The 20,326-nt window shown below is 65.9% G+C and carries 16 protein-coding genes; 5 read left to right on the top strand and 11 right to left on the bottom strand.

The window, feature by feature from the left end; all coding sequences use genetic code 11:
* Nucleotides 1–53 precede the first annotated feature (53 nt).
* The 5 genes from XI04_RS02510 to XI04_RS02490 form a co-directional block, all read right to left on the bottom strand.
* Complete coding sequence (locus tag XI04_RS02510; protein ID WP_271608760.1) at nt 54–1,934, bottom strand: flagellar protein; 1,881 nt, start codon at nt 1,932–1,934, stop codon at nt 54–56.
* Nucleotides 1,935–1,955: 21 nt separating this feature from the next.
* Nucleotides 1,956–3,839: a flagellar hook-associated protein FlgK gene (gene flgK, locus XI04_RS02505; protein WP_038973686.1), complete on the bottom strand. Its 1,884-nt coding sequence runs from the start codon at nt 3,837–3,839 to the stop codon at nt 1,956–1,958.
* Nucleotides 3,840–3,873: 34 nt separating this feature from the next.
* Nucleotides 3,874–6,129, bottom strand: a complete 2,256-nt coding sequence (locus XI04_RS02500; protein WP_028144331.1) for a flagellar hook-basal body complex protein — start codon at nt 6,127–6,129, stop codon at nt 3,874–3,876.
* A gap of 317 nt (nt 6,130–6,446) precedes the next feature.
* A complete protein-coding gene (msrB, locus tag XI04_RS02495) occupies nt 6,447–6,959 on the bottom strand; it encodes a peptide-methionine (R)-S-oxide reductase MsrB (protein ID WP_028144330.1) in 513 nt (170 codons plus the stop codon).
* 87 nt (nt 6,960–7,046) lie between these two features.
* A complete protein-coding gene (locus XI04_RS02490; RefSeq protein ID WP_028144329.1) occupies nt 7,047–8,516 on the bottom strand; it encodes an NAD(P)/FAD-dependent oxidoreductase in 1,470 nt (489 codons plus the stop codon).
* Nucleotides 8,517–8,607: 91 nt separating this feature from the next.
* Between XI04_RS02490 and XI04_RS02485 the strand changes: the two genes are divergently transcribed.
* A complete protein-coding gene (locus XI04_RS02485; RefSeq protein ID WP_028144328.1) occupies nt 8,608–9,144 on the top strand; it encodes a SixA phosphatase family protein in 537 nt (178 codons plus the stop codon).
* Nucleotides 9,145–9,191: 47 nt separating this feature from the next.
* The gene (locus XI04_RS02480) at nt 9,192–9,617 is read left to right on the top strand and encodes a universal stress protein (protein WP_026201824.1); all 426 of its coding nucleotides are present in this window, start codon (nt 9,192–9,194) and stop codon (nt 9,615–9,617) included.
* A 1,000-nt stretch (nt 9,618–10,617) separates the two neighbouring features.
* On the opposite strand, the gene XI04_RS02475 is transcribed toward XI04_RS02480, so the two are convergent.
* Complete coding sequence (locus XI04_RS02475) at nt 10,618–10,854, bottom strand: DUF1127 domain-containing protein (RefSeq protein WP_212428661.1); 237 nt, start codon at nt 10,852–10,854, stop codon at nt 10,618–10,620.
* Between the two features lie 186 nt (nt 10,855–11,040).
* Between XI04_RS02475 and XI04_RS02470 the strand changes: the two genes are divergently transcribed.
* Entirely contained in the window at nt 11,041–12,384 is a 1,344-nt protein-coding gene (locus XI04_RS02470; RefSeq protein ID WP_028144327.1) for an aminotransferase-like domain-containing protein, read from the top strand.
* A 14-nt stretch (nt 12,385–12,398) separates the two neighbouring features.
* Here XI04_RS02470 and XI04_RS02465 read toward each other — a convergent pair whose 3' ends face one another.
* Together XI04_RS02465 and XI04_RS02460 are read right to left on the bottom strand one after the other, a co-directional pair.
* Nucleotides 12,399–12,998 (bottom strand): YdcF family protein, encoded by a 600-nt coding sequence (locus tag XI04_RS02465; RefSeq protein ID WP_038951242.1) that lies wholly within the window; start codon nt 12,996–12,998, stop codon nt 12,399–12,401.
* 62 nt (nt 12,999–13,060) lie between these two features.
* The gene (locus XI04_RS02460) at nt 13,061–13,648 is read right to left on the bottom strand and encodes a hypothetical protein (protein ID WP_028144326.1); all 588 of its coding nucleotides are present in this window, start codon (nt 13,646–13,648) and stop codon (nt 13,061–13,063) included.
* A gap of 66 nt (nt 13,649–13,714) precedes the next feature.
* On the opposite strand from XI04_RS02460, the gene XI04_RS02455 reads away from it, so the two are divergent.
* Nucleotides 13,715–14,149 carry a hypothetical protein gene (locus tag XI04_RS02455; protein ID WP_271608761.1) on the top strand — a complete coding sequence of 145 codons (435 nt, stop codon included), beginning with the start codon at nt 13,715–13,717 and terminating at the stop codon, nt 14,147–14,149.
* 62 nt (nt 14,150–14,211) lie between these two features.
* Here the strand turns inward: XI04_RS02455 and XI04_RS02450 are convergent, their stop codons facing one another.
* The 3 genes from XI04_RS02450 to XI04_RS02440 form a co-directional block, all read right to left on the bottom strand.
* Entirely contained in the window at nt 14,212–16,611 is a 2,400-nt protein-coding gene (locus tag XI04_RS02450) for an EAL domain-containing protein (RefSeq protein ID WP_152102688.1), read from the bottom strand.
* Nucleotides 16,612–16,724: 113 nt separating this feature from the next.
* Nucleotides 16,725–18,134, bottom strand: a complete 1,410-nt coding sequence (locus XI04_RS02445) for an MFS transporter (protein WP_152102687.1) — start codon at nt 18,132–18,134, stop codon at nt 16,725–16,727.
* A 139-nt stretch (nt 18,135–18,273) separates the two neighbouring features.
* Nucleotides 18,274–18,780, bottom strand: a complete 507-nt coding sequence (locus tag XI04_RS02440; RefSeq protein ID WP_028143273.1) for a YciE/YciF ferroxidase family protein — start codon at nt 18,778–18,780, stop codon at nt 18,274–18,276.
* 431 nt (nt 18,781–19,211) lie between these two features.
* Here XI04_RS02440 and XI04_RS02435 point away from each other — a divergent pair, with 431 nt between their 5' ends.
* Nucleotides 19,212–20,294: a lysylphosphatidylglycerol synthase transmembrane domain-containing protein gene (locus XI04_RS02435; RefSeq protein ID WP_271608762.1), complete on the top strand. Its 1,083-nt coding sequence runs from the start codon at nt 19,212–19,214 to the stop codon at nt 20,292–20,294.
* The last annotated feature ends 32 nt before the right edge of the window (nt 20,295–20,326 follow it).

Genomic DNA, 20,326 nt, shown 5'->3' with positions numbered 1-20,326 from the left:
CCAATCCTCACCAAGAGGTAAAGAGGCATGGTTAACGGCGCCTTAACGCATCCTTACAGGAACTTGACGAGCGACAGCTGCGCGAGGTTCGAGGTCACCTGGTAGGACGCCTGGAGCGCGTTCTGCAGCGCCAGCAGCTGGCTCGCGACCTCGTCCGGCGAGGCCGATTCCGCCTGGTCGATGATGGTCTGGAGCTGCGCCTTGGCCTGGGTCTGGCGCGTGCTCGCGTCCTTCATCGTGTTCTGGGCCATCGCGATGTCGGTCTGGATGTCCTCGATGCGCTGCTGGCCGGGCTGCTGGGTCAGCGCCTGGGTGGTGCGCAGGCTCAGCGCGGCGACCTGCCCGCCCGAATACTGCCCGGTCGGCGAGGTCGAGAAGGTCCCGAACACCGCGATTGCCTGCAGCTGCCGGCGGATCGCGTCCTCGTTCGCCTGGGCGCCGTACTGCACCGTGACGGAATCGTCGACCCGCGCCATCGCGGTGGAGCGCGCCGGGCCGGGCCCGTCATTGCCGGTGTACCACTTCACGGTGTTGGCCGAGCCGTTGACCAGCGTCGTCGCCGAGCTCGCGGGCGAGGAGCCGACGCGCAGCGGCGGCTGCGTCGCGGTCACCGGCGTCGCGCTGAAACCGAGCGAACCGAGCGCGCCGGTATTCGAGCTCGTGATGTTCAGGCTCGCCGCATCGTCCGTGTTGATCGTGATCGAACCGCCATGGATTGTCGACGGCTTCGACGTCCCCGTGATCGCGTCGATCTTGCTCATCAGCGTCTGGACGCTGTCGCCGACGTTGAGCTGGTTGCCGGTCGCGCCCGAGGCCACGAAGGTCAGCGTGGTGCCGTTGACGGTGATGGTGTCGCCGGCGACGAAACCCGGCGAGATCGAGTCCGTGGGGCTCGCACCGGACAGCGCCGTCGCTCCGCTGATCGGTACGAGTGGGCCCGCCTGGCTGGTCTTGGGCGTGCCGATCGCAGAGCTGGCGGTGTTGAAGAAATTGTCGCCCGCCGTGACCGCGGATGCCGCCACCAGCGAGGTGCCCGCGAGCTTCTTGATCGCGGTGTTCAGCGCCGTGTTGAGATTCGTCGCGGTGTTGGCCGGGTTGACGGGGGTGCTTGCGTCGATCGCGAAGCTGCCCACCGGGGTCGGCGTAGCCGTCGAGGCGGTCAGGTCGATCTGCTCGGTCGAGCCGTCCGGCAAGGTGAACTGAACGCTGAGCTTGTCGCCGTTGTTCGGATTGAGGCCGTTGAGATTGACCGAGAACGACACCGGCGAGCCGCTCGGACCGGTGATGGTGGCGCCCGTCAGTGTCGAGGAGACCGCCGAGATCTTCAGACCGAACGGCGAACCGGCAACGTCCTCGGACACCTGTATCGCGCCCGACGGCAGCGTCGACTGCACCAGACGACCCATCCCGTCGCCGAGGTCGGCGGCCTGGCGCTCCGCCATCACGGTCTTGAACCCCGCCTGCGTCGTGGTGCCGTTGATGATGTCGCCGGCATCCGCGACCGACTGCGTGCTGACGGCGGTTCCGGAGAACAGATAGCGGTTGCCCGTCTGCGTGTTGAGCACGCCGACCATCGAGCCGAACTGGGCGGCGGCGGTGTTCTGCGCGATGGTCTGGCCGTTGACGTTGAGATCCTGCGCGGTGTTGGCCGCACCCGTCTGCACCGTGCTGCGGATCTTGGTCAGCGACTGCAGCGCGGTATTGGCGAGGTTGATGCTGACATTGACGTTGGTGATCGTGTCGGTATAGGCGGCGATGTTGGAGAGCTGCGCGCGCCCGGCGATTGCAAAGCCCTCGTTGGTGCCCATCCCGGAATAGTTCTGCGACAGCTTGCCGGTCGAGAGCTGCGTCGACAGGTCGGTGAGCTGCTGATTGATGTTGCGGATCTGCGAGCCGAGAATCGACGAAGAGTAGTTGATGCTGCTGATCGACATGTTTCAGAGCCCTGTTACTTGTTACACTTGAGCCTGGAGCAACGTATTCATCATGCTCTGCACCACCGACATGACGTGGGCGTTGGCGGCATAGGCATTCTGCAGCTGGATCAGGTTCGACATCTCCGAGTCCAGATTGACCTTGGAGGTCGAGTCGAACTTGGCCTGGAGCGTCGAGACCACAACGCTCTGGCCCTGCTGGAGCTGGGTGGCCTGGGTCGCGGAATTGGCCTGGACGCTCAGGAACTGCTGCAGATAGTTCGAGACGCTGCCGGTGAAGGGCTGGCTCGCCGAGCCGAGACCGCTCGTTGGCGAATAGGAGAACACCGCCGAGGTGAGCTGCGAGTAGAGATAGTCCGAACGCGCGGTGTCACCCGAAGGCGTCACCGGCGAGGTGTTGTACACCGACATCCTGGTCGGGTCGTTGACCAGCTGCGTGTTCACGGCGATGCGTCCGGCAAGGCCGGTCATCTGCGAGCCCGAGGCGGTGATCGCGCCGGTGTAGAGCGCCTGTCCGCCGTCGGTGAACAGCGGCAGTTGTGGATTGCCCGAGGTCAGCGACGAGATCGTCTTGGTGATCGAGGACGAATTGACCTTGGCAAGGCCGCTGTTGTCGTCCGTGATCCGCAGCGTCGTGGCGCTCGCCGGCGGCAGCGCGGCGGAGAACGTCAAATGCGAGGTGGGGAGCGCCGTGTTGAGCGCCGAAGCGATCGCGCCCATGCCGCCGGAGAAGTTCACGCCGATCTGCATCGGATTGGCGTTGGTGGCGTTCTGCAGCGGCAGCGCCGCCGGATCGGTGACGTTGACGAGGGTGACCTGGCGCTTCGTGTTGGTCGCCGTGTCGGTGTAGGTGAAGGTGGCGGTGTTGCCCGGCAGCGCCCCGGCAAGGTCGATGTCGAAGCCGGCCGGCGGGCCCGACACCGTGGTGCCGGCGGTGGTCTTGTCCGACAGCGCGCTCGACATCGTGGCAGCGAGCTGGTCGATCTGGTTCTGCGCCTGCACCAGCGTCTCGTCGCGCAGCTTCAGATCGGCTGCGATCTGGCCCGAGGAGACCACGTTGTTGGCGACCACGTCGACCTTCGAGCCGTTCGGCAGCACGATGTTGAGCGCGCCGACGCCGGACTTGGCCGGATCGATGTTGTAGAGCGAGGTCGCCGACAGCGCGCCGGCGGAAGCAAAGGTGAATTGCGAGGCGAGCCCGGCGCCGACGAGCTGGATGCCCGTCGTGGTGTAGATGTTGGCCTGGTTCGAACCGTCGGTGGTGACGCGGACGTCGACATATTTCGACAGCGTGTTGATGGCCTGGTCGCGCTGGTCCATCAGCGTCGCGGCCGAGGGATCGTTGGCCGACAGGCCCTGCAGCTTGGTGTTGATGTCGGCGATCTGCTGCATGGCGACGTTGGCCGCTTGCGCCGAATTGCCGAGATCCTGCTCGACATTGGAGCGCAGCGACTGGATGCCCTTGGTGGTGACGTTGAGCTGCGTGGCCAGCGCCTGCGCCGCACCGAGAGCCACGGTTTGCGCCGATGAGGCGCCCGAGCTGGTCGACAGCGCCTGCAGCGCCGTGGTGAACTTGTTCAGCGCGGTTTCGAGCGTGCCGCTGTTGCCCGGCGTGCCATAGACATTCTGAAGCTGCTTCAGGATGTTGGCCATCTGATCGGCGTAGCCGCTGCCGCCGGTCTCGGTGCGCAGCTGGTTCAGCACATAGGTGTCGAGCTCCCGGCTGACGCCGGTCGTCATCGCCGTCGAGCCGAAATCGCCGGTGGTGACCTCGATCTGGTTCGGGGTCTGGACGACGTAACCCGGCGTCTGCGCATTGGCGACGTTCGAGGAAACGATCGAGAGCGCGGCCTGGTTGGCACGCAGACCGCTCATCGCACTGGCGAGGGCTGAACTCAAACCCATGTTACTTGCCGCCTTTGGTTACGTTACGCGCCGATCAGCGCAACACGTTCAAGAGGTCCTGCACCATCGAATTCGCAGTCGTGATCACCTTGGTGTTGGCCGAATAGGCCTGCTGGGTCACGATCAGCTTGGTGAATTCGTCGGCGATGTCGGTGTTGGATCCCTCCAGCGACGAGCCGCTGATGGTGCCCGAAGCGCCGTCGATCGCGTCACCCGACTGCTCGGTCGCGGCATAGGCACCGCCGTCCATCGCCTTCAGATAATTGGTGCCGTTGAAGTGCGACAGCTGAACCTGAGCGAGGTTGAGGTTCTGGCCGTTGGAGAAGGTGCCGACCACGATGCCGTTGTTGTTGACGGCGACCGAGCGAAGCTGACCGGCGGCATAGCCATTCTGCGTGATGGTGTTGATGGTCACCGCGCCGCTGGTGCTGGCATATTGCGTCAGTCCGCCTGAGGAGATGTTGAAGGCGACCGAGCCGAGCGACTGGCCGCTGACGCTGACATTGTTGATGGTGATGCCCGAGCCGCTCGGCGAGGTCAGCGAGCCGTCGCTGGCAAAGGTGAACGTCTGGCCGGTATTGACCCAGCCGACGGTCGTGCCGGTGGCGTTCGGATCGGTCTGGTAGAACAGGTTCCAGCTATCCGAATGACCCGCGCCCAGCGAGGCGCTGTCGGTCTTGGCCCAACGCAATTGCAGGTTCACCGGCGTGCCGGCGGCGTTGTAGGCGGTCACCGCGCCGCCGCTGATCGATTCCTTGGTGAAGGTCGCGATGTCGTTGCCGATCACGCCACCGGTGCCGGCGGTGCCGCCGCCGTCGCGGTTCTTGGTGATGGTCGAGGTGAAGCCGAGCGCCGAGAAGGCAGCGCTGTTGGAGCTGGACACCGAGAGGTTGGAGACGGTGCCGGTGTTCAGCGTGATGACGCCGCCGCTGCTGACCGACGATCCCGAGGCGCCGGAGAGCGCGTCGATCTTGCCGAGCAGAGTCGTGACATTGTCGGTGGTGAGGATCTGAGCGGCGCTGGGAACCGTAGGCGGCGAGACGAAAGTCAGTGTCTGGCCGTTGACGGTGATGGTATCGCCGGCGGCGAAGCCGGACGAGAGCACCTGGGCGCCACCGGCGGTCGCGCTGCCGCTCAGCACCGTTGCACCCGAGATCGCGGGCGAGGACAGCACGTTGCCGCCGCGGGTTACGCTGCTGATGCCGAGCGCGGTGGCGGCCGTACCGCTGCCGACCGCCACGTCGGTGCCGGTGCCGCTGGAGATCACGATGTTGCCGCTGGCGGAGAGCGAGGCCGTGACGCCGGCGCCGCCCGCAGTCTGGATCCCGTTCAGGATGTCCGCGACCGTCGCCGTGGTGCCCGCGCCGAGACCGATCGTGGTGTTGTTGCCGACGGTCGAGACCGTCGTGCCGCCGTTGAACGTGATGGTGTTGCCATTGATGGTCAGCGTCTGGCCGCTCAAGGCGGTGAGGATGCTGGAGGCGAGATGCGTGCCGACCGCGTTATCGAGCGATGTGGTGGTCGAGGCCACCGCCGACGAATTGTTCTGGAGTGCGACCGTGCCCGTGCCCGTCGTCGACGAGTAGGCCGAACGGACGTTGCCGGTTGCAGCCGCGCCGGACACCAATGCGTTGGCATAGGGCGCGGGAGGTGTGCCGACCGGCAGCGGGTTGGCTGCGAAATCGGACGGGTTCAGCCCGCCGGCCGCCAGCAGCGTGCCGCTCGACGCGGTCGTTTTCGCCACCGTGTTCGGCTGGGTCGGCAGGTTCGCAGCGTACTGGATCGAGGTGGTCGCCTGCGCCGGAATGAAGTTGTTCTGGAATTGCAGCACGTTTGCCACGCTGCCGGTCGGGTTACCGGTCTTCGGATCGACCGTGACGCCCATCAGGTAATAACCGGCGCCGTTGACCAGATTGCCGTTGGCATTGAGCTGGAAGTCGCCGCGCCGCGTGTAATAGGTGACGCCGGTGAAGACCGGCACGTTGTCGACGACGCCGCTCGCCTTCTGGATCGAGAAGAAGCCGTCGCCGGTGATCGCCATGTTGGTGGCGACGGTGGAGCCCGAGATCGTGCCCTGCGTGGTGATGGTGGCCTTGGCGTTGGCCGTCACGCCGCCCGCGACCTGCTTGCTCGGGACCGAGGAGTCGGGGATGAGATCGACGAAGCTGGTGCCGATGCCCTTGTAACCGGTGGTGGATGAGTTCGCGATGTTGCCGGAGATGTTCTGCAGCGCGTAGGACTGCGCCTGCAGGCCACCCACCGAGGTGTTCATTGCATCGAAGATACCCATAACTTTGTCTCCAAATCCGATCTCGGCGGCGGGTCGACATGGCCGCAGTCGAAGGAGACAGTCGCAAGGGCTATGCCAATGCGGGTATCTTCAGAAAATCAATGACTTAACAAAAAAGCCCCGGCCTGATGACCGGGGCACATTTGCCGGGACCGGCAACAATTGCCGGGAGAAATTGTCGTTCCGGAGCGAGCGTCAGCATCGAATTCTGGTGCGCAATTGCGTACCTGAGAACCTCGAGATTCTCAGGTGCGCAAGCGCGCACCATAGTTCGGTCCTGCGGTCCTGCGGACCGCCCCGGAATGACAAGGTGAACTCTACGTCGCTGACGCCGCCGCGGGGTGGAAAACCAGCCCGAAACCGTCGATGCAATAGCGCAATCCCGTCGGCTTCGGACCGTCGTCGAAGACGTGGCCGAGATGGCCGCCGCAGCGCCGGCAATGCACCTCTGTGCGAACCATGCCGTAGGCCCGGTCTTCGGTCTTGCCGACATTGCCCTCGATCGGCTGGTAGAAGCTCGGCCAGCCCGTACCGCTCTCGAACTTGGTCTCGGACGCGAACAGCGGCAGGTCGCAGCCGGCGCAGGCGAAGGTCCCCTTGCGGTGCTCCTTCAAGAGCGGACTGGAGCCGGGCCGCTCGGTGCCGTGGTTGCGCAGAATCTCATATTGCTGCGGCGTGAGCTGGGCGCGCCATTCAGCCTCCGTCTTCGTGATCTCGAACTTTTCCGCGGCTTTCTCGCCAGCCTCGGCGGGCGTTGCTCTCAGCCAGCGGAAGGCCCCAAGGCCGAACAGGCCGGCGGCAGTCGTCAACAGGATGCGGCGGTCAAACATCTCATTCTCCGTGCGCGGGCAATCCACGCCCTGAGATACGGGCTTCTGTCGGCCGAAGTTACACGTCCGGGCGGAATTTCTCTCAACTTATTGGGAGACGGCGCCATCATGCGAGGCCGGTTCCACAACCTGCTCTGCCTCCCGGGCCGGGCGTTTCGGCGGCGGGGCCGGTCGCGGCCTGACGCCGGACGGTGGGCGGCGCGGACCAGTGCCGGCGGCCCGGTTGGCCTCGGCAAGCCGCGCCTCGCGCTCCCTGTCCTTGACCCTGGCACGCTCGCGGTAGCGGGCGAGCGAGCCTGCGGCGGCGGAACTCGCCCTGCCCCAGATCCCGACCAGCTGGCCCGCGACCCGCCCCGTGGCGCCGCCCGCCCAGACCAGCTCGAACGGCGAGAACAGCTTCCAGCGCTCATCCCCCCACAGGATGCTGCGCGCGATCATCTGCCCGGCCATGGCGGAGGTGTTCATGCCCTGGCGGCCGAACCCGCTCGCCACCCACAGGCCTTTGCGCAACTGGCCGATCTGCGGCATGCCGTGCACGGTCTGGCCGGTGGCGCCACCGAACATATCAGTGACCTCGACATTGCCGAGCTCCGGAAAGATCGTACGTATCCGCCGCCTGACGCTGCCTGCAAAGCGCTGCGGACGCGCGGCCCAGGTGGTCTCCGGGCTCTCCCACATCAGCCGGTCGCCGTCGACGATGCGGAAATGGTCGACACCGTCGGAATCCATCACCGCTCCCTTGAAGGCGATGATCTCGTGCACGCGCTCGCCGAGCGGCGCGGTGATGCCGGCATAGCGCCAGACCGGCAGCAGCGTCTCCGACAGGCGCCGCAAGGGCGCGCCGAGATGGATGTTGCCGGCAAGCACGATGTGGGTCGCGCGCATACGCGCCGACGGCGTGACGATGCGTTTGCGGATGCCGGAATGATCGATGCTGACGACCGGCGTGTCCTCGAAGATGCGGGCGCCTGCCCGCCGCGCCAGCGCCGCAAGGCCGTGCACATATTTGCGGCCGTCGACCTGGAACGCTTTGGGATAATACACGCCGTGGAAATAGCGATCGGTCCTGAGCACCTCGCGGACGCGATCGACCTGCCAGCCTTCGACCTCGGTGTCGAAATCCTCGTTCAGCATCTGCAACCGGCTGATCAGACGGTCGCCGGCGTCGACGTTGGAGACCTCCAGCACGCCATTGCTCGGGGCGATCCCCGGCATGTTCTCTTCCGTGGCGTTGGCGCGGACGAACTCGGCCCCCTCCTTGGACAGCGTCCACAATTCACGCGCGTCCTCGAAGCCGATGCGCTCAATCAGGTCGGTGAGCGGCAGCGCAAAGCCCGGCAGCACAGTGCCGAGCTGGTTGCCGGAGGCGTTCCAGCCGATATGACGGCCTTCGAGCACCGCGACGCTGGCCCCGAGCCGGGCCGCCTCCAGCGCGATGGAGAGCCCGGCAAGCCCGGCACCGATGACGCAGATGTCGGCGTCGAGATCGAACGACAGCCGCACACGGTCGCGAAAGCCGGCTTCTTCCTGGGACACGCTTGTGAAAGTCTCGCTCATGCCGTTTTCTTAGAGGACTGAGCGGGCGCTTGTCACCTTGTCCTCACCCGCGTCTGTACATTATCAGCGACCGTAACGATTCGAGAATGCCATGCGCCGTTTGATGCTGCTGCGTCACGCCAAGACCGAGACCGACGCGCCGAGCGGCCGTGACCAGGACCGACGGCTCGATGATCGCGGCCACAAGGATGCCGCCCGGATCGGCGACTGGATCGCCGCCCACCCGCCCTTCCCCGAGACCGTGCTGGTGTCGCACGCCGTCCGGGCCCGGCAGACCTGGGACATCGCCTGGGAGGCGATGAAGGACCGCGTCCCGACGCCGCAGGTCGAGATCCTGCCGGAGCTCTACGGCGCCGATCCCGCGCAGATCCTGGAGTCCATTCGCACCGCAACCGCCCCGGCCGACCCGAAGCAATTGCTGCTGGTCGCCCACAATCCCGGCATGCACGAGGCCGCCTTGATGCTGATGGGCGGCGGCGATCCTGATGGCGCCAGGGCGCTCGCTGACAATCTGCCCACCGCGGGGCTTGCGATCTTCGATTTTGACGTCAAGGATTGGGGTGACGTGGCCTACCGCCGCGGCAAGCTGGTGCTGTTCACCAGCCCCAAGCTGCTTCGATCGGGATGATCGCGACGACCGGCAAAAGTTGCTGACTGGAAGATTTGGAGGCGCAGATGTTCAAGTCCATCCTCGTGCCCATCGACCTCGCCGACACCGACCTCGCCAAGCCGGCGATCGCGACCGCGGCAACGCTGTCGCAGACCTGGAGCGGCCAGGTGCGCCTGCTCAACGTGCTGCCGATGACGCCGGTGATGCTGGCCGAATACGTGCCGGCCGATTTCGACGAGCAGCAGCGCCAGACCTCGGAAGAAGCCCTCGCCATCGTCGCACGCGAATCCGGCATCGAGGCTTCCCGCATCTCCAGCGTGGTGCGCCAGGGCGGCATCTACCACGAGATCCTGGAGGAAGCCGTGCACATGAAGGCCGATCTGATCGTGATGACCTCGCACCGGCCGGCAATGCGCACCTACTTCCTCGGCTCCAACGCCGGACACGTCGTGCGCTACGCCAAGTGCTCGGTGCTGGTGGTGAGGCACTAGGCTCTGACCTATTCCCGTCATTGCGAGTGTGACGATGCTGGTGTGCGTCGGAAACTCCGCTCTCGTGCCCCGGACGCAGCGCAGCGCTACTTCAGCGGTGCGCTGCAGAGCCGGGGCCCATGCATCGGCGGATTGCGTGGCCTGCTAGGTCCCGGCTCTGCGCAGCAACGCGAAGGGCGTTGCAGCGCGTCCGGGACACGCGAGCTACCAGACCTTGCGTTGCCCGACGGGCAAAACACACCGTCTATCGGTCAACGTGCGGTGGCCAAAATATTCCACTTTACCGAAATTCGGAAATCACGTATGTGTCGCGACAACCCGGCCCAAGGAAGAGGGGCGTATCGCGATCGTCACGAACGCGGGCCGGGCGGCGGTGGACGTGGGTCACATCGGCGCGAAGGGTTTTGCAGGGCGGGTAACCGTGAGCGAAGACCTCGCGCACACGACCGGTGTGATCGGCGTACGGCAAAACCGTGTGGTCCTGACGCCCGGGGTCTGTGCGTCAAGTGTTGCGGTGATGGGTGTCGTCCAACCGGACGCATCCGTCAGCCATCCGCAAGGCGACGGGGGCAATAGTGCAACGCTCCCCGGGGAGAGCACGACATAAGCCGTAAAGCCACTGCGCAGGGAAGGCCGGGATGTCCTGGCTACACCTGTATGCCGCTGTGCAGATTTCCTTACTGCAACATCGCACAGTGGACCGCGGGTGCCAGCCGGCTCCCGGCCTTCCCTGCGCCCTCTTTCAATTATGAGGGTGAAGAGATGAAGCAAAGCTCGGGCGAGCTGCGCCGCGAGGATGACGAACCATGTCTATCGTTGAACAAAGGTCTCGTGCCCCGGACGCAGCGCAGCGCCTCCCCGGCGATGCGAAGCATCGTCCGGTCGGCGGTGCGCTGCAGAGCCGGGGCCCATGTAGCGGTGCGCGCGGCTTCCTGGGTCCCGGCTCAGCGCAGCAACGCCAAGAGCGTTGCAGCGCGTCCGGGACACGAGAGAGTTCGCCTCACAGATACCGCGTCAGTTCGGCCTTGACCTGCCCGTAGACGGCGTCCTCGATCTGGCTGCGCGTTATCCCGATGTCGCGCAGGGCGCGGTCGTCGAGCTCGTTCAATGTCTTCACCGCCGAGCGGCGCTCGAGGCGGTTGAACAGCGCATAGGCGGCCTGGGCGAGCGTTGCAAAAAATCCGCCCGTTGAGGATGGGCGTAAACTCCGCCCGGCAGTTTGCGAGATCGTGGTCATGTTTCTTCTCCGGCCTGTTGTCCCGCGCGGCGAAGCAGGTGCCGTTGGCGCCGACGCTGTCAGCGCCTGCACCTCATTTGCCGTCGGATTGCTCTCGCTCTCCTCGGCTCAATCGTGGAACTTGATGGAACTTAAATGCTCCAGTACACTGCTCGGAGCAAGTAAAACATTGCTCTCGGTGCAATAATGTCCAAGTTCGAGTACGTGAAGCTTGCCGATGCCATTGCCTCGGATATCTCTAACGGCACGTTAAGGCCCGGCGATCGGCTGCCGCCGCAGCGCAATTTTGCCTATGACCGCGGCATCGCGGTCTCGACCGCGAGCCGGGTTTATACGGAGCTGCTCCGTCGCGGCCTCGTCGTCGGCGAGGTCGGCCGCGGCACCTTTATCTCCGGCGACATCAGGCGCGAGGTCGAAGCTTTGAGCGAGCCGCGCGATGCGCGGATCGATTTCGAGGTCAATTATCCGCTATTGCCGCAGCAATGGGCGATGATCGCCAAGAGCCTTGCGGGGCTCGAGCGCGTCGACGCGCTCGAATCCGCGCTGCGCGTCTCGACCAGCACCGGCACCAAGAGCGCGCGCAACGCTGCCGCCGCCTATCTCGCGCGCAAGGACTTCGCGCCGCAGGCCGAGCAGATCGTCTTCACCGCCAACGGCAAGCAATCGCTCGCCGCCGCGCTCGCGGCGCTCGTCCCCACCGGCGGCCGCTGCGGCGTCGAAGCGCTGACCTACCCTTACGTCAAGAGCATCGCGGCGCGGCTCGGCATCACGCTGGTCCCGATTCCCATGGACGAATTCGGCGCACGTCCCGATGCGATCCAGAAAGCGCATCGCGAGGCGCATCTGTCGGCGCTGTATCTGCAGCCCATCATTCAGAACCCGCTCGGCGTCACCATGAACGCGACGCGGCGCGCCGACATCATGCGCGTCGCCGAAAAGCTCGACCTCACCATCATCGAGGACACCGTCTACGGCTTCCTCGCCGACGACACGCCGCTCGCCGCGCTCGGGCCGGACCGCTGCATCGTGATCGACAGCCTGTCCAAGAAGGTCGCGCCGGGCCTTGCGCTCGGCATCCTCGTGGCGCCGCCTCACCTGCGCGAGAGCGTGATGAGCGCGGTGCGCACCGGCGGCTGGATCGCCTCCGGCCATGCGCTGGCGGCCGGGCAGCGGCTGATGGCCGACGGCACCGTCGCCGAGCTGACGCGGCTGAAGCGCATCGACGCCGCGCGGCGGCAGCAGACCGCCGCAAGGCTGCTGGCCGGCTACCAGCACGCGGCCGATCCGCGCTCCTATCATCTCTGGCTGACGCTGCCGCCGCACTGGCGCTCCCAGACCTTCGTCGGAGCAGCAGCGAGGCGCGGCATCGCGCTGACGCCGTCCTCCACCTTCGCGATCGCCCATGGCCATGCACCGAACGCGGTGCGCCTCGCCCTCGCGCCGCCCACCTTCGAGCAGCTCGATTCCGGCCTGCGCACGCTCGTCTCGCTGCTCGGCACCAAGGAAGAGGATTTCGACTCCACGGAGTAGCTCGCGGAGGCCTCTCAGGCCTCCGGCCACTCCGCAATAAAGCCCTTCGCCCTGTACAGCTCGATCTTGTCCCATTCGTGCAGCATGCGGCGGCAAAATTCGGCGTCGGTGTGCCAGAGCGCGCGCGGCGTCGCAAAGCTGTCGACGGTGAGCAGCATCTTCGTCACCTCCGGCCAGTGCCGGTGCAGCGTCATCGGATAGCGCCGCGCGGTCCAGGTGTTGCCGAGGCAGATCACGCTGCGGATGTTTGCAAGGCTCAGCGCCGCATCGATGATCGGCAGCGAGAAGATCACGTTCTCGCCGGTGTTCATCGCGCGATGCTCCTCGAGGATCCGGTCCGCCGGAATGCCCGCCGCAATCATCGCAGCCTTGATGACCGTGCACTCGGATTGCTCCGAGCCCGGCGTCACACCGCCGCTGACAATCGACCAGCGGAAATAGCCCTCGCGCCACAGCCGCGCGGCGGTGTCTGCGCGCAAGCCGACGTCCTCGCGGGTGCCGAACATGAACAGCAGGTCGGCCGGCCGGAGCGGCGTCTCGATCAGATGGGTGCGGTTGATTCCCGCGATCTCGTCTGCCGTCGGCAGACGCGTGCTGCGGTCCATGACTGACATGGCGGCACGATGCGGCATCGGCGCGGTTGCGCGAAGTCACGTTTGATTGCGGCCGATTGCACCTAGGGCAGCAGGGCCTTCGGCACCTGATCGAAGCTGTATCTCTGCGGCTGGTTGCGCCGGACGAAGCCGCCGACCTGCCAGGCGAACAGCGCGGCAAAGCCGAGGATGAACAGCGCGCCGGCGAACTCGCCGCTCACGAGGGCGCGGATCAACAGGCCCGCCATCGCCACCGTCAGCACCGCCAGGAACGCCAGCACCGCCGCATAGGCCGTGCGGCCGAGCCCCGCCGTCAGCACCGCGCGGCTGCCCGCCTTCGCCATCCGGGCGTGCAGCGCGAGGATGAACGCGCGAAAGCCGTTGTCCTGCGGCGCCATCAGTGCCGCGGTCTGCCAGCTCGTCGACAGGATCGCGATGCGGCGGCCGCTGCTGTGAGTGACATCGGCGCGAAAGCGGTGCTGTTGCATCGACACCGGGCGGAACGACAGCCGGATCGCGCTGATCTCGTCATAAGGCCACAGTGAGGTGCGGCCGCCGATGTGCCAGGACAGCCCCTGCTCCGTCAGCTCGAAGCGATGCGCCGAGCCGATCAGCGACGCCTTATAGGCATAGCTCGTGACTGACGTGACCTCGGCTTCCAAGACCTGCATCTCGATTCATCAATCCCGCCCGCGATCCGCTTGCGCGATCGCCCTCGCCCATCCTACAAGCGAGGCATGGCTGAGACGACCTTTTTTCCGCGCCGCCTGATTCTCGGCGCCGCCGTGATATCAGGAGTGCTGCTCGCGCTGGCGGTGCACATGCTGGGCGCGCGCTATGGGCTCGACCTCGGTGGTCTCTGGCGCTCCGACACGCACGAGTTCATACCCGCGGGCGCGGCGATCGCGTGGTGGCTGATCGCGACGGTCGGCTTCTCCGGCGGCTATTTCACGGCGACATTGATGCAGAGCGCCGCCGACGGCCAGATCCCGCAACGGATGCGGCAGTTCCTGATCGCGGTCGGCGTGCTGCTGCTCGCCGGTGCGGGCCAGGTGGCCTCGGCGCCGAGCCCGGTCCCGACCGTCTCGGGCGTGCTGGCCGGCTTCGCCGCGCTGTGCCTCGGCGCCGTCATGGCATTCTGCGGCGCCCATTTCGCCCTGCGCCGCGGCTAGAGCATGATCCGGAAAAGTGCGAAGCGGTTTTCCGAATAGATCATGCTCAAACAATAGGGTCCTCAAGCCGATGCAAGCAGCCGCGGGCGACCCAGCATGATCGTCACGTCGGAGGCGGGCCGCGGCTTGCTGAACAGATAGCCCTGCGCCTGGGTGCAGCCCTCGCGCCTGAGCAGCTCGAGCTGCGCGTCGTTCTCGACGCCTTCCGCGGTGGTGACGATGCCGAGGCTGCGGCCGAGACCGGTCACGGCGCGGATGATCGCCATGGAATCCTCTCGCGTCGCCAGCTCCGACACGAAGGAGCGGTCGATCTTGATCTTGTCGAACGGGAAGCTGCGCAGATAGCTCAGCGACGAATAGCCGGTGCCGAAATCGTCCAGCGAGATGCGCACGCCCATGGCGCGCAGATCATGCAGCGTGGTCAGCGTCGCCTCGCTATTCTGCAGCAGCACGGATTCGGTGATCTCGAGCTCGAGGCGGCGCGCGTCAAGTCCCGAAGCTGCGAGCGCCGCGATCACGGATGCGATCAGGTTCGGATTCTTGAACTGCACCGGCGACAAATTGACGGCGAGGTCGACATCGTCCGGCCATGTGGCGGCATCGGTGCAGGCCGAGCGCAGCACGAATTCGCCGAGCTGGACGATCAGTCCGGTCTCCTCGGCCAGCGGAATGAAGTCGATGGGCGCGATCAGGCCACGCTGCGGATGGTTCCAGCGCAGCAGCGCCTCGAAGGCGACGACGCGGCCGCTGGCGACGTCGCGGATCGGCTGATAATACGCCTCGAACTCGTCGCGCTGCACCGCCGCGCGCAGGTCCATTTCCAGGAGGCGCCGCGCCTGCGCGCGGGCATCCATGCCGGTCTCGAAGAAGCGATAGGTGCCGCGGCCATCCGCCTTGGCGCGGTAGAGCGCGAGGTCGGCGTTCTTCAACAATTCGCTCGGATCGCTGCCGTCTTGCGGCGACAGCGAGATGCCGATCGAGACGCCGATCACGATCTGATGGTCGTCGATCTCGTAGGGCGCCGAGATGACCTCGACGAGGCGGCCGGCAAGCGATCTCGCAGCGGTTTCCTCGGAGCGGCCGATCTGGACCACGGCGAACTCGTCGCCGCCCAGTCGCGCCACCGTGTCGCTCTCGCCGACCGTCGCCTTCAGCCTGCGGCCGACCTCCCTCAACAGCGCGTCGCCGATGGGATGGCCGAGCGAGTCGTTGATGTCCTTGAAGTGGTCGAGATCGAGACACAGCACCGCGAGCTGATCGCCCGACCTGGTCCGGCGCAGTCCCTGCTCGAGCTGCTCGTGGAACAGCACGCGGTTCGGCAGGCTGGTCAGCGCGTCATGGCGCGCCATGTGCGAGATCTTGGCCTGCGCCTCCAGCCATTCGGTGATGTCCTCGAAGGTCGCGACCCAGCCGCCGCCCTGCATCGGCTGGTTGACGACCCGGATGGAGCGGCCGAACCGGCTGACGATGTCGGTCGTGGTGCGCCCCTCGCGCGCGTCGGCCACGAGGCGGGCGAAGAACTCATCCGCGTCGCCCTGCCACTGGCCCTTGGCCTGCTCGTCCCTGAGCACGTCGACCAGCAGGCGGCCAGTCAGCGCAATGTCGGTGCGGCGGAGCATGGCGGCATAGCGCTCGTTGAACAGCATGACCTTGCCGTCCGCGTCGAACATGCACAGACCCTGCGACATGTTCTCGAGCGCCGTATCCAGCACCATTTGCTGGGCGCCCAATTCACTCCTGGCGCGGCGGTCGAGCAGCGCGGCCACGAGCGCGATCGCGATGATCGCAACCGCCGCACTGGCCGTGAGGAAGGACAGCGACGCCGGCGGGATCGACAGACCGCCGATCGCGAGCGTCGGATCCGGCGTCAGCAGCACCGCGCCCATTGCGGTGAAATGATGCGCGACGATAGCGACGGTCAGCAGGACCGTCGCCGTCAGCGCATGGAAGAGGTCGTCGCGCCGCGCGGCCACGAACAGTGCAAGTGCCGCAAAGACAATTCCTGACAGCACCGAGGCGGCGACCGTGCTTCCGATCCAGTCCACGCGCGCCGGTATCTCCAGCGCCGCCATGCCGGTGTAATGCATCGCCGCGACACCGGTGCCGACGATGGCGCCGCCGAGAACGATCCCGACCGCCCGCGAGGACGACACGGCGATGCTCAGCCCCACGAAGGTCACGGAGATCGCAAAGACCAACGACAGGATCGTCACCGGGATGTTGTAGGCGCCCGCGCCTCCCGGTCCGTAGGCCAGCATCGCGATGAAATGCGTCGCCCAGATGCCGCAGCCGCTGACAGCGGCGTCGAGGCCGAGCCAGGCCAGACGGCCGACGCCTTGCGTCGCGCGCGCCCGGTGGAACAGGCTGATGGCCGCCGCGCTGGCGAGCAGGCACACCGCGCCGCCAAGCGCGACGAGCCGCCAATCGTGCTCTTCGGTGAGACAGTAGAGAATTTGATGCATCGCAGGCCTCTGATGGACCCGCACTTGACCCGATCAATATGGACAGGTGGTAACCGGCTACGCGCCTGTTGCGGCAATGGTGAACGGAAGATGTGTTCATTCACTCGGATTGTTCATCCTCGCGCCGGCGCACCGAGGCCGATCGCGATGGCGGCGAGCAGCAGGACGGACGCGGACACGACCAGCGCTAGATGCAGGCCCGCCATGAACGCCCCCTCCGCGGCCACCAGTGAGCCGAACAGCGCGACGCCGAGCACGCTGCCCGTCTGCCGCGTCGCGTTCAGAACGCCCGCCGCGATGCCGGAGCGCGCTTTGTCGACGCTGCCCAGCAAGGTCGAGGTCAGCGGCGGAACCAGCAGCCCAAGTCCGCCACTGATCGCGATCATCTGCGCGCAGATCGCCCAATAGCTGGTGTCGGCTTCGATCCACAGCAGGCCGAGACAGCCGACCGCCGACACGCTGGCACCGACGACGATGGTCGGGCACGGGCCAATGCGCTCGGCGAGGCGCGGCGCCAGCAGATTGACCGGCAGCACCGCCGCCATCATCGGCACGAAGGCGAGCCCGGTCCACCACGCCGACAGCCCGTTGATCCGCTGGAAGTACAGGCTGAGCACGAAGATCAGGCCGTAGATCGCGATGTTGACGAGCAGGCCGACCAGCGAGGTCAGCGCGAACAGCCGGTGGCCGAACAGCGACAGCGGCAGCATCGGCTGCGCCGCGCGGCTCTCGCGCCAGATGAAGAGCGCGACGAGACCGGCGGCCCCGACGAAGGCTGCGACCACGACCGGATGATCCCACCCGAGCGCACCGCCTTCGATGATCGCGCCGGCCAGCGCCCCCAATGCCCCGATCGCGGCCAGCTGGCCGGGCAGGTCGATCTCGCGCGAGCGGGCCCGCGTGGTCTCGCTGGCGTATCGCCAGCTCAGCCACAGGCCGGCGAGCCCGATCGGCAGATTGACCAGGAAGATCGCGCGCCAGCCGACCAGCGTGATCAGCGCGCCGCCGACGAAGGGGCCGGCGGTGAGCGCAAGGCTCGCGCCGGCAGCCCAGACCGCGACGGCACGGCCGCGCGCGCGGTCGTCCGGATAGGCATGATTGAGCAGCGCGAGGGAATTCGGCACCAGGATCGCCGCCGCCAGCCCCTGCACCAGCCGCGCGCCGATCAGCACGGTCGCATCGGGAGACAGCGCGCAGGCGAGCGAAGCCGCGGTGAAGATGGCGAACCCCGCCATGAAGACGCGCTTGGCGCCGATGCGGTCGCCGAGCGCGCCTGCCGTCAGGATGAAGGCGGCAAACGCGATGGTGTAGGCGCTGACCACCCATTGCAGCTCGGCAACGCCGCCGCCGAGCGTCCGGCCCATCGCATCAAGCGCGGTGTTGACGATGGTGACGTCGAGCTGCACCACGCCGTAGCCGAGGCTCATCGCGGCGAGCGTGAGCGAGGTCGCAAGACGCGAACCGGCATGCGCTACGCCGGCTCCGTGGTCGAAGGTCTCATATTTGATGGTGCTCGCGCGCATGCTGCCACCTCGGTTGCAGCCCCATGCGGAATATACGCTTCTAGCCTGCCGTCATGCTTCGATAACGACCGAACGATGACGTAATGCATGCAAACGCCGCGCGGACACCCGCGCGGCGCCATGCTGGTCAAGCCTAAGCTTAGCTGGCCGCGCGCAGGTTCACCTTGCTCTCTGCGAGCTTGGTGAGCTTCTGGTCGGTCGCCTTCTCCTCCTCCAGCGTCTTGGCGAGCACGGTCGCGCAGTCGTTGCGGCCGAGCTGCTTGGCCCAGGCGATCAGGCTGCCGTAGCGTACGATCTCGTAATGTTCTGCGGCCTGCGCCGCGTTGATCAGGGCGGCGTCGAGCACCGCCTTGTCGGCGACTTCGCCGGCGGTCTCGTCGGCTTCCTCGATGATGCCGTCGATCGCCGGACAGTCGACCGCCTTCACGGGGACGCCGTGCATCTTGAACACTTCTTCGAGCCGCGCGACGTGCTGCTTGGTTTCTTCGAGGTGCGTCAAAAAGCCCTGCTTCAGCTGCGGATCGGTGGCCTTACTGGCCATCTTCGGCAGCGCCTTGGTCAGCTGCTGCTCGGCGTAATAGATGTCCTGGAGCTGATGCACGAACAGGTCGTTCATGGTTTTGATGTCTTTTGTGAACAGTCCCATCGTTCCGTCCTCTTCCGGTTTTGTGGAACACGAAGGCAGCGGCTTGCACGAAAAGCCGCTTATTCCACCATGTTCGGTTGCTGATGGGGCCCCAACGAGCACGCGGTATCGACGTTCCAAAAAAGACCCGGCTGGCTTGCGCTGGAACAATGCGGACGGCGCCGGCATCTGAAATCATGTCGGCATACGAAACGCGCGGGGCCGAGCCGGTTTCACGACTCATATGCTTAACGCGCCGCCGATGTGAACCGCGTATGACAAAAGTGACCGGTCCGACGCAGAACCAATTGTTGTCAAGGGCTGCACAAGCCGGTGTTTTTGCCTTAAATGAGCTGGATCATGCCCAGCGATCGATGCCTGCTTTTGGCCGTGATCGTACCCGACTGGCCAATGTCTGGCCGGGTCGGTCTTGCCCCCCGCCGGGAGGATGAATGCACGGACTGCTGCCCGCGCTGAAACGCGGCTTCAAGAGATGGATCGGCTGGCGACGGCTCGGAGTTGCCGCGAGCATCTTCATTATCGCCTTCGCGATCACCTCGCTGGTGCGGACCCTCAAGGGCATCGATACCGGGGTCATCCTGACTGCGTTAACCGAGATTCCCCGCGGCAGCATCGGGCTGGCGGCGATCTGCGTGTTCTTCGCGTTCTGTACGCTGACCTTCTACGATTTTTTTGCACTGCGAACGATCGGCAAGAAGCACGTTCCGTACCGCATTGCGGCGCTCTCCAGCTTCACGTCCTATTCGATCGGCCACAACATCGGCGCCACGGTCTTCACCGGCGGCGCAATCCGCTTCCGGATCTATTCGGATTACGGGCTGAACGCGATCGACGTCGCCAAGATCTGCTTCCTGTCGGGCCTGACCTTCTGGCTCGGTAACATCTTCGTGCTCTCGATCGGCATGGCGATCCATCCGGATGCGGCGTCCTCGATGGACCAGCTCCCCTCCTCGATCAATCGGCTGATCGCGCTCGGCGGCCTTGCCTCGATCGGTGCCTATCTGGTCTGGCTCTGCATGGGCGAAAAGCGGCGCGAACTCGGCCAGAAGGGCTGGAAGGTCGTGTTGCCGTCGGCGCCGCTGACGCTGGTCCAGATCCTGATCGGTGTGGTCGATCTCGGCTTCTGCGCCACGGCGATGTATCTGCTGATGCCGGCCAATCCGCCGATCGACTGCATGTCGCTGGCCGTGGTGTTCATCCTGGCGACGCTGCTCGGCTTCGCCAGCCACGCCCCCGGCTCGATCGGCGTGTTCGATGCCGCCATGCTGCTGGCGTTGCCCGAATTCGGGCGCGAGCAGCTTCTGGCAACGCTGCTGGTGTTCCGCATCCTCTATTTCGTGATCCCGTTCGGCCTCGCCATCTCCATCATGGGCACGCGCGAGCTCTGGATGAACGTGGTCGAGCCCTGGCAGGAGCGGCGGCGGCTGGCAGAGGCCTGCGCGCAGGCCAATCTGCCCAAGCAGGTGACGCCGATGGAGCGCGAGCGGATACTGCGCCAGGCCAACAAGCGGTAGGCCACGATCTGGACCCGGAGGGGTTGCGGGGG

The organism is Bradyrhizobium sp. CCBAU 11430 (assembly GCF_028128855.1).
In the GTDB taxonomy this organism is placed as follows: Bacteria; Pseudomonadota; Alphaproteobacteria; order Rhizobiales; family Xanthobacteraceae; genus Bradyrhizobium; species Bradyrhizobium ottawaense.
Note: the sequence above shows the minus strand (reverse complement) of the source record. Positions and strands in the feature narration are given on the sequence as shown.

What these genes read in the sequence shown, in the direction of transcription:
- XI04_RS02510 (WP_271608760.1), bottom strand. Translation starts at nt 1,934, where the DNA reads ATGTCGATCAGCAGCATCAACTACTCTTCGTCGATTCTCGGCTCGCAG.
- flgK (WP_038973686.1), bottom strand. Translation starts at nt 3,839, where the DNA reads ATGGGTTTGAGTTCAGCCCTCGCCAGTGCGATGAGCGGTCTGCGTGCC.
- XI04_RS02500 (WP_028144331.1), bottom strand. Translation starts at nt 6,129, where the DNA reads ATGGGTATCTTCGATGCAATGAACACCTCGGTGGGTGGCCTGCAGGCG.
- msrB (WP_028144330.1), bottom strand. Translation starts at nt 6,959, where the DNA reads ATGTTTGACCGCCGCATCCTGTTGACGACTGCCGCCGGCCTGTTCGGC.
- XI04_RS02490 (WP_028144329.1), bottom strand. Translation starts at nt 8,516, where the DNA reads ATGAGCGAGACTTTCACAAGCGTGTCCCAGGAAGAAGCCGGCTTTCGC.
- XI04_RS02485 (WP_028144328.1), top strand. Translation starts at nt 8,608, where the DNA reads ATGCGCCGTTTGATGCTGCTGCGTCACGCCAAGACCGAGACCGACGCG.
- XI04_RS02480 (WP_026201824.1), top strand. Translation starts at nt 9,192, where the DNA reads ATGTTCAAGTCCATCCTCGTGCCCATCGACCTCGCCGACACCGACCTC.
- XI04_RS02475 (WP_212428661.1), bottom strand. Translation starts at nt 10,854, where the DNA reads ATGACCACGATCTCGCAAACTGCCGGGCGGAGTTTACGCCCATCCTCA.
- XI04_RS02470 (WP_028144327.1), top strand. Translation starts at nt 11,041, where the DNA reads ATGTCCAAGTTCGAGTACGTGAAGCTTGCCGATGCCATTGCCTCGGAT.
- XI04_RS02465 (WP_038951242.1), bottom strand. Translation starts at nt 12,998, where the DNA reads ATGTCAGTCATGGACCGCAGCACGCGTCTGCCGACGGCAGACGAGATC.
- XI04_RS02460 (WP_028144326.1), bottom strand. Translation starts at nt 13,648, where the DNA reads ATGCAGGTCTTGGAAGCCGAGGTCACGTCAGTCACGAGCTATGCCTAT.
- XI04_RS02455 (WP_271608761.1), top strand. Translation starts at nt 13,715, where the DNA reads ATGGCTGAGACGACCTTTTTTCCGCGCCGCCTGATTCTCGGCGCCGCC.
- XI04_RS02450 (WP_152102688.1), bottom strand. Translation starts at nt 16,611, where the DNA reads ATGCATCAAATTCTCTACTGTCTCACCGAAGAGCACGATTGGCGGCTC.
- XI04_RS02445 (WP_152102687.1), bottom strand. Translation starts at nt 18,134, where the DNA reads ATGCGCGCGAGCACCATCAAATATGAGACCTTCGACCACGGAGCCGGC.
- XI04_RS02440 (WP_028143273.1), bottom strand. Translation starts at nt 18,780, where the DNA reads ATGGGACTGTTCACAAAAGACATCAAAACCATGAACGACCTGTTCGTG.
- XI04_RS02435 (WP_271608762.1), top strand. Translation starts at nt 19,212, where the DNA reads ATGCACGGACTGCTGCCCGCGCTGAAACGCGGCTTCAAGAGATGGATC.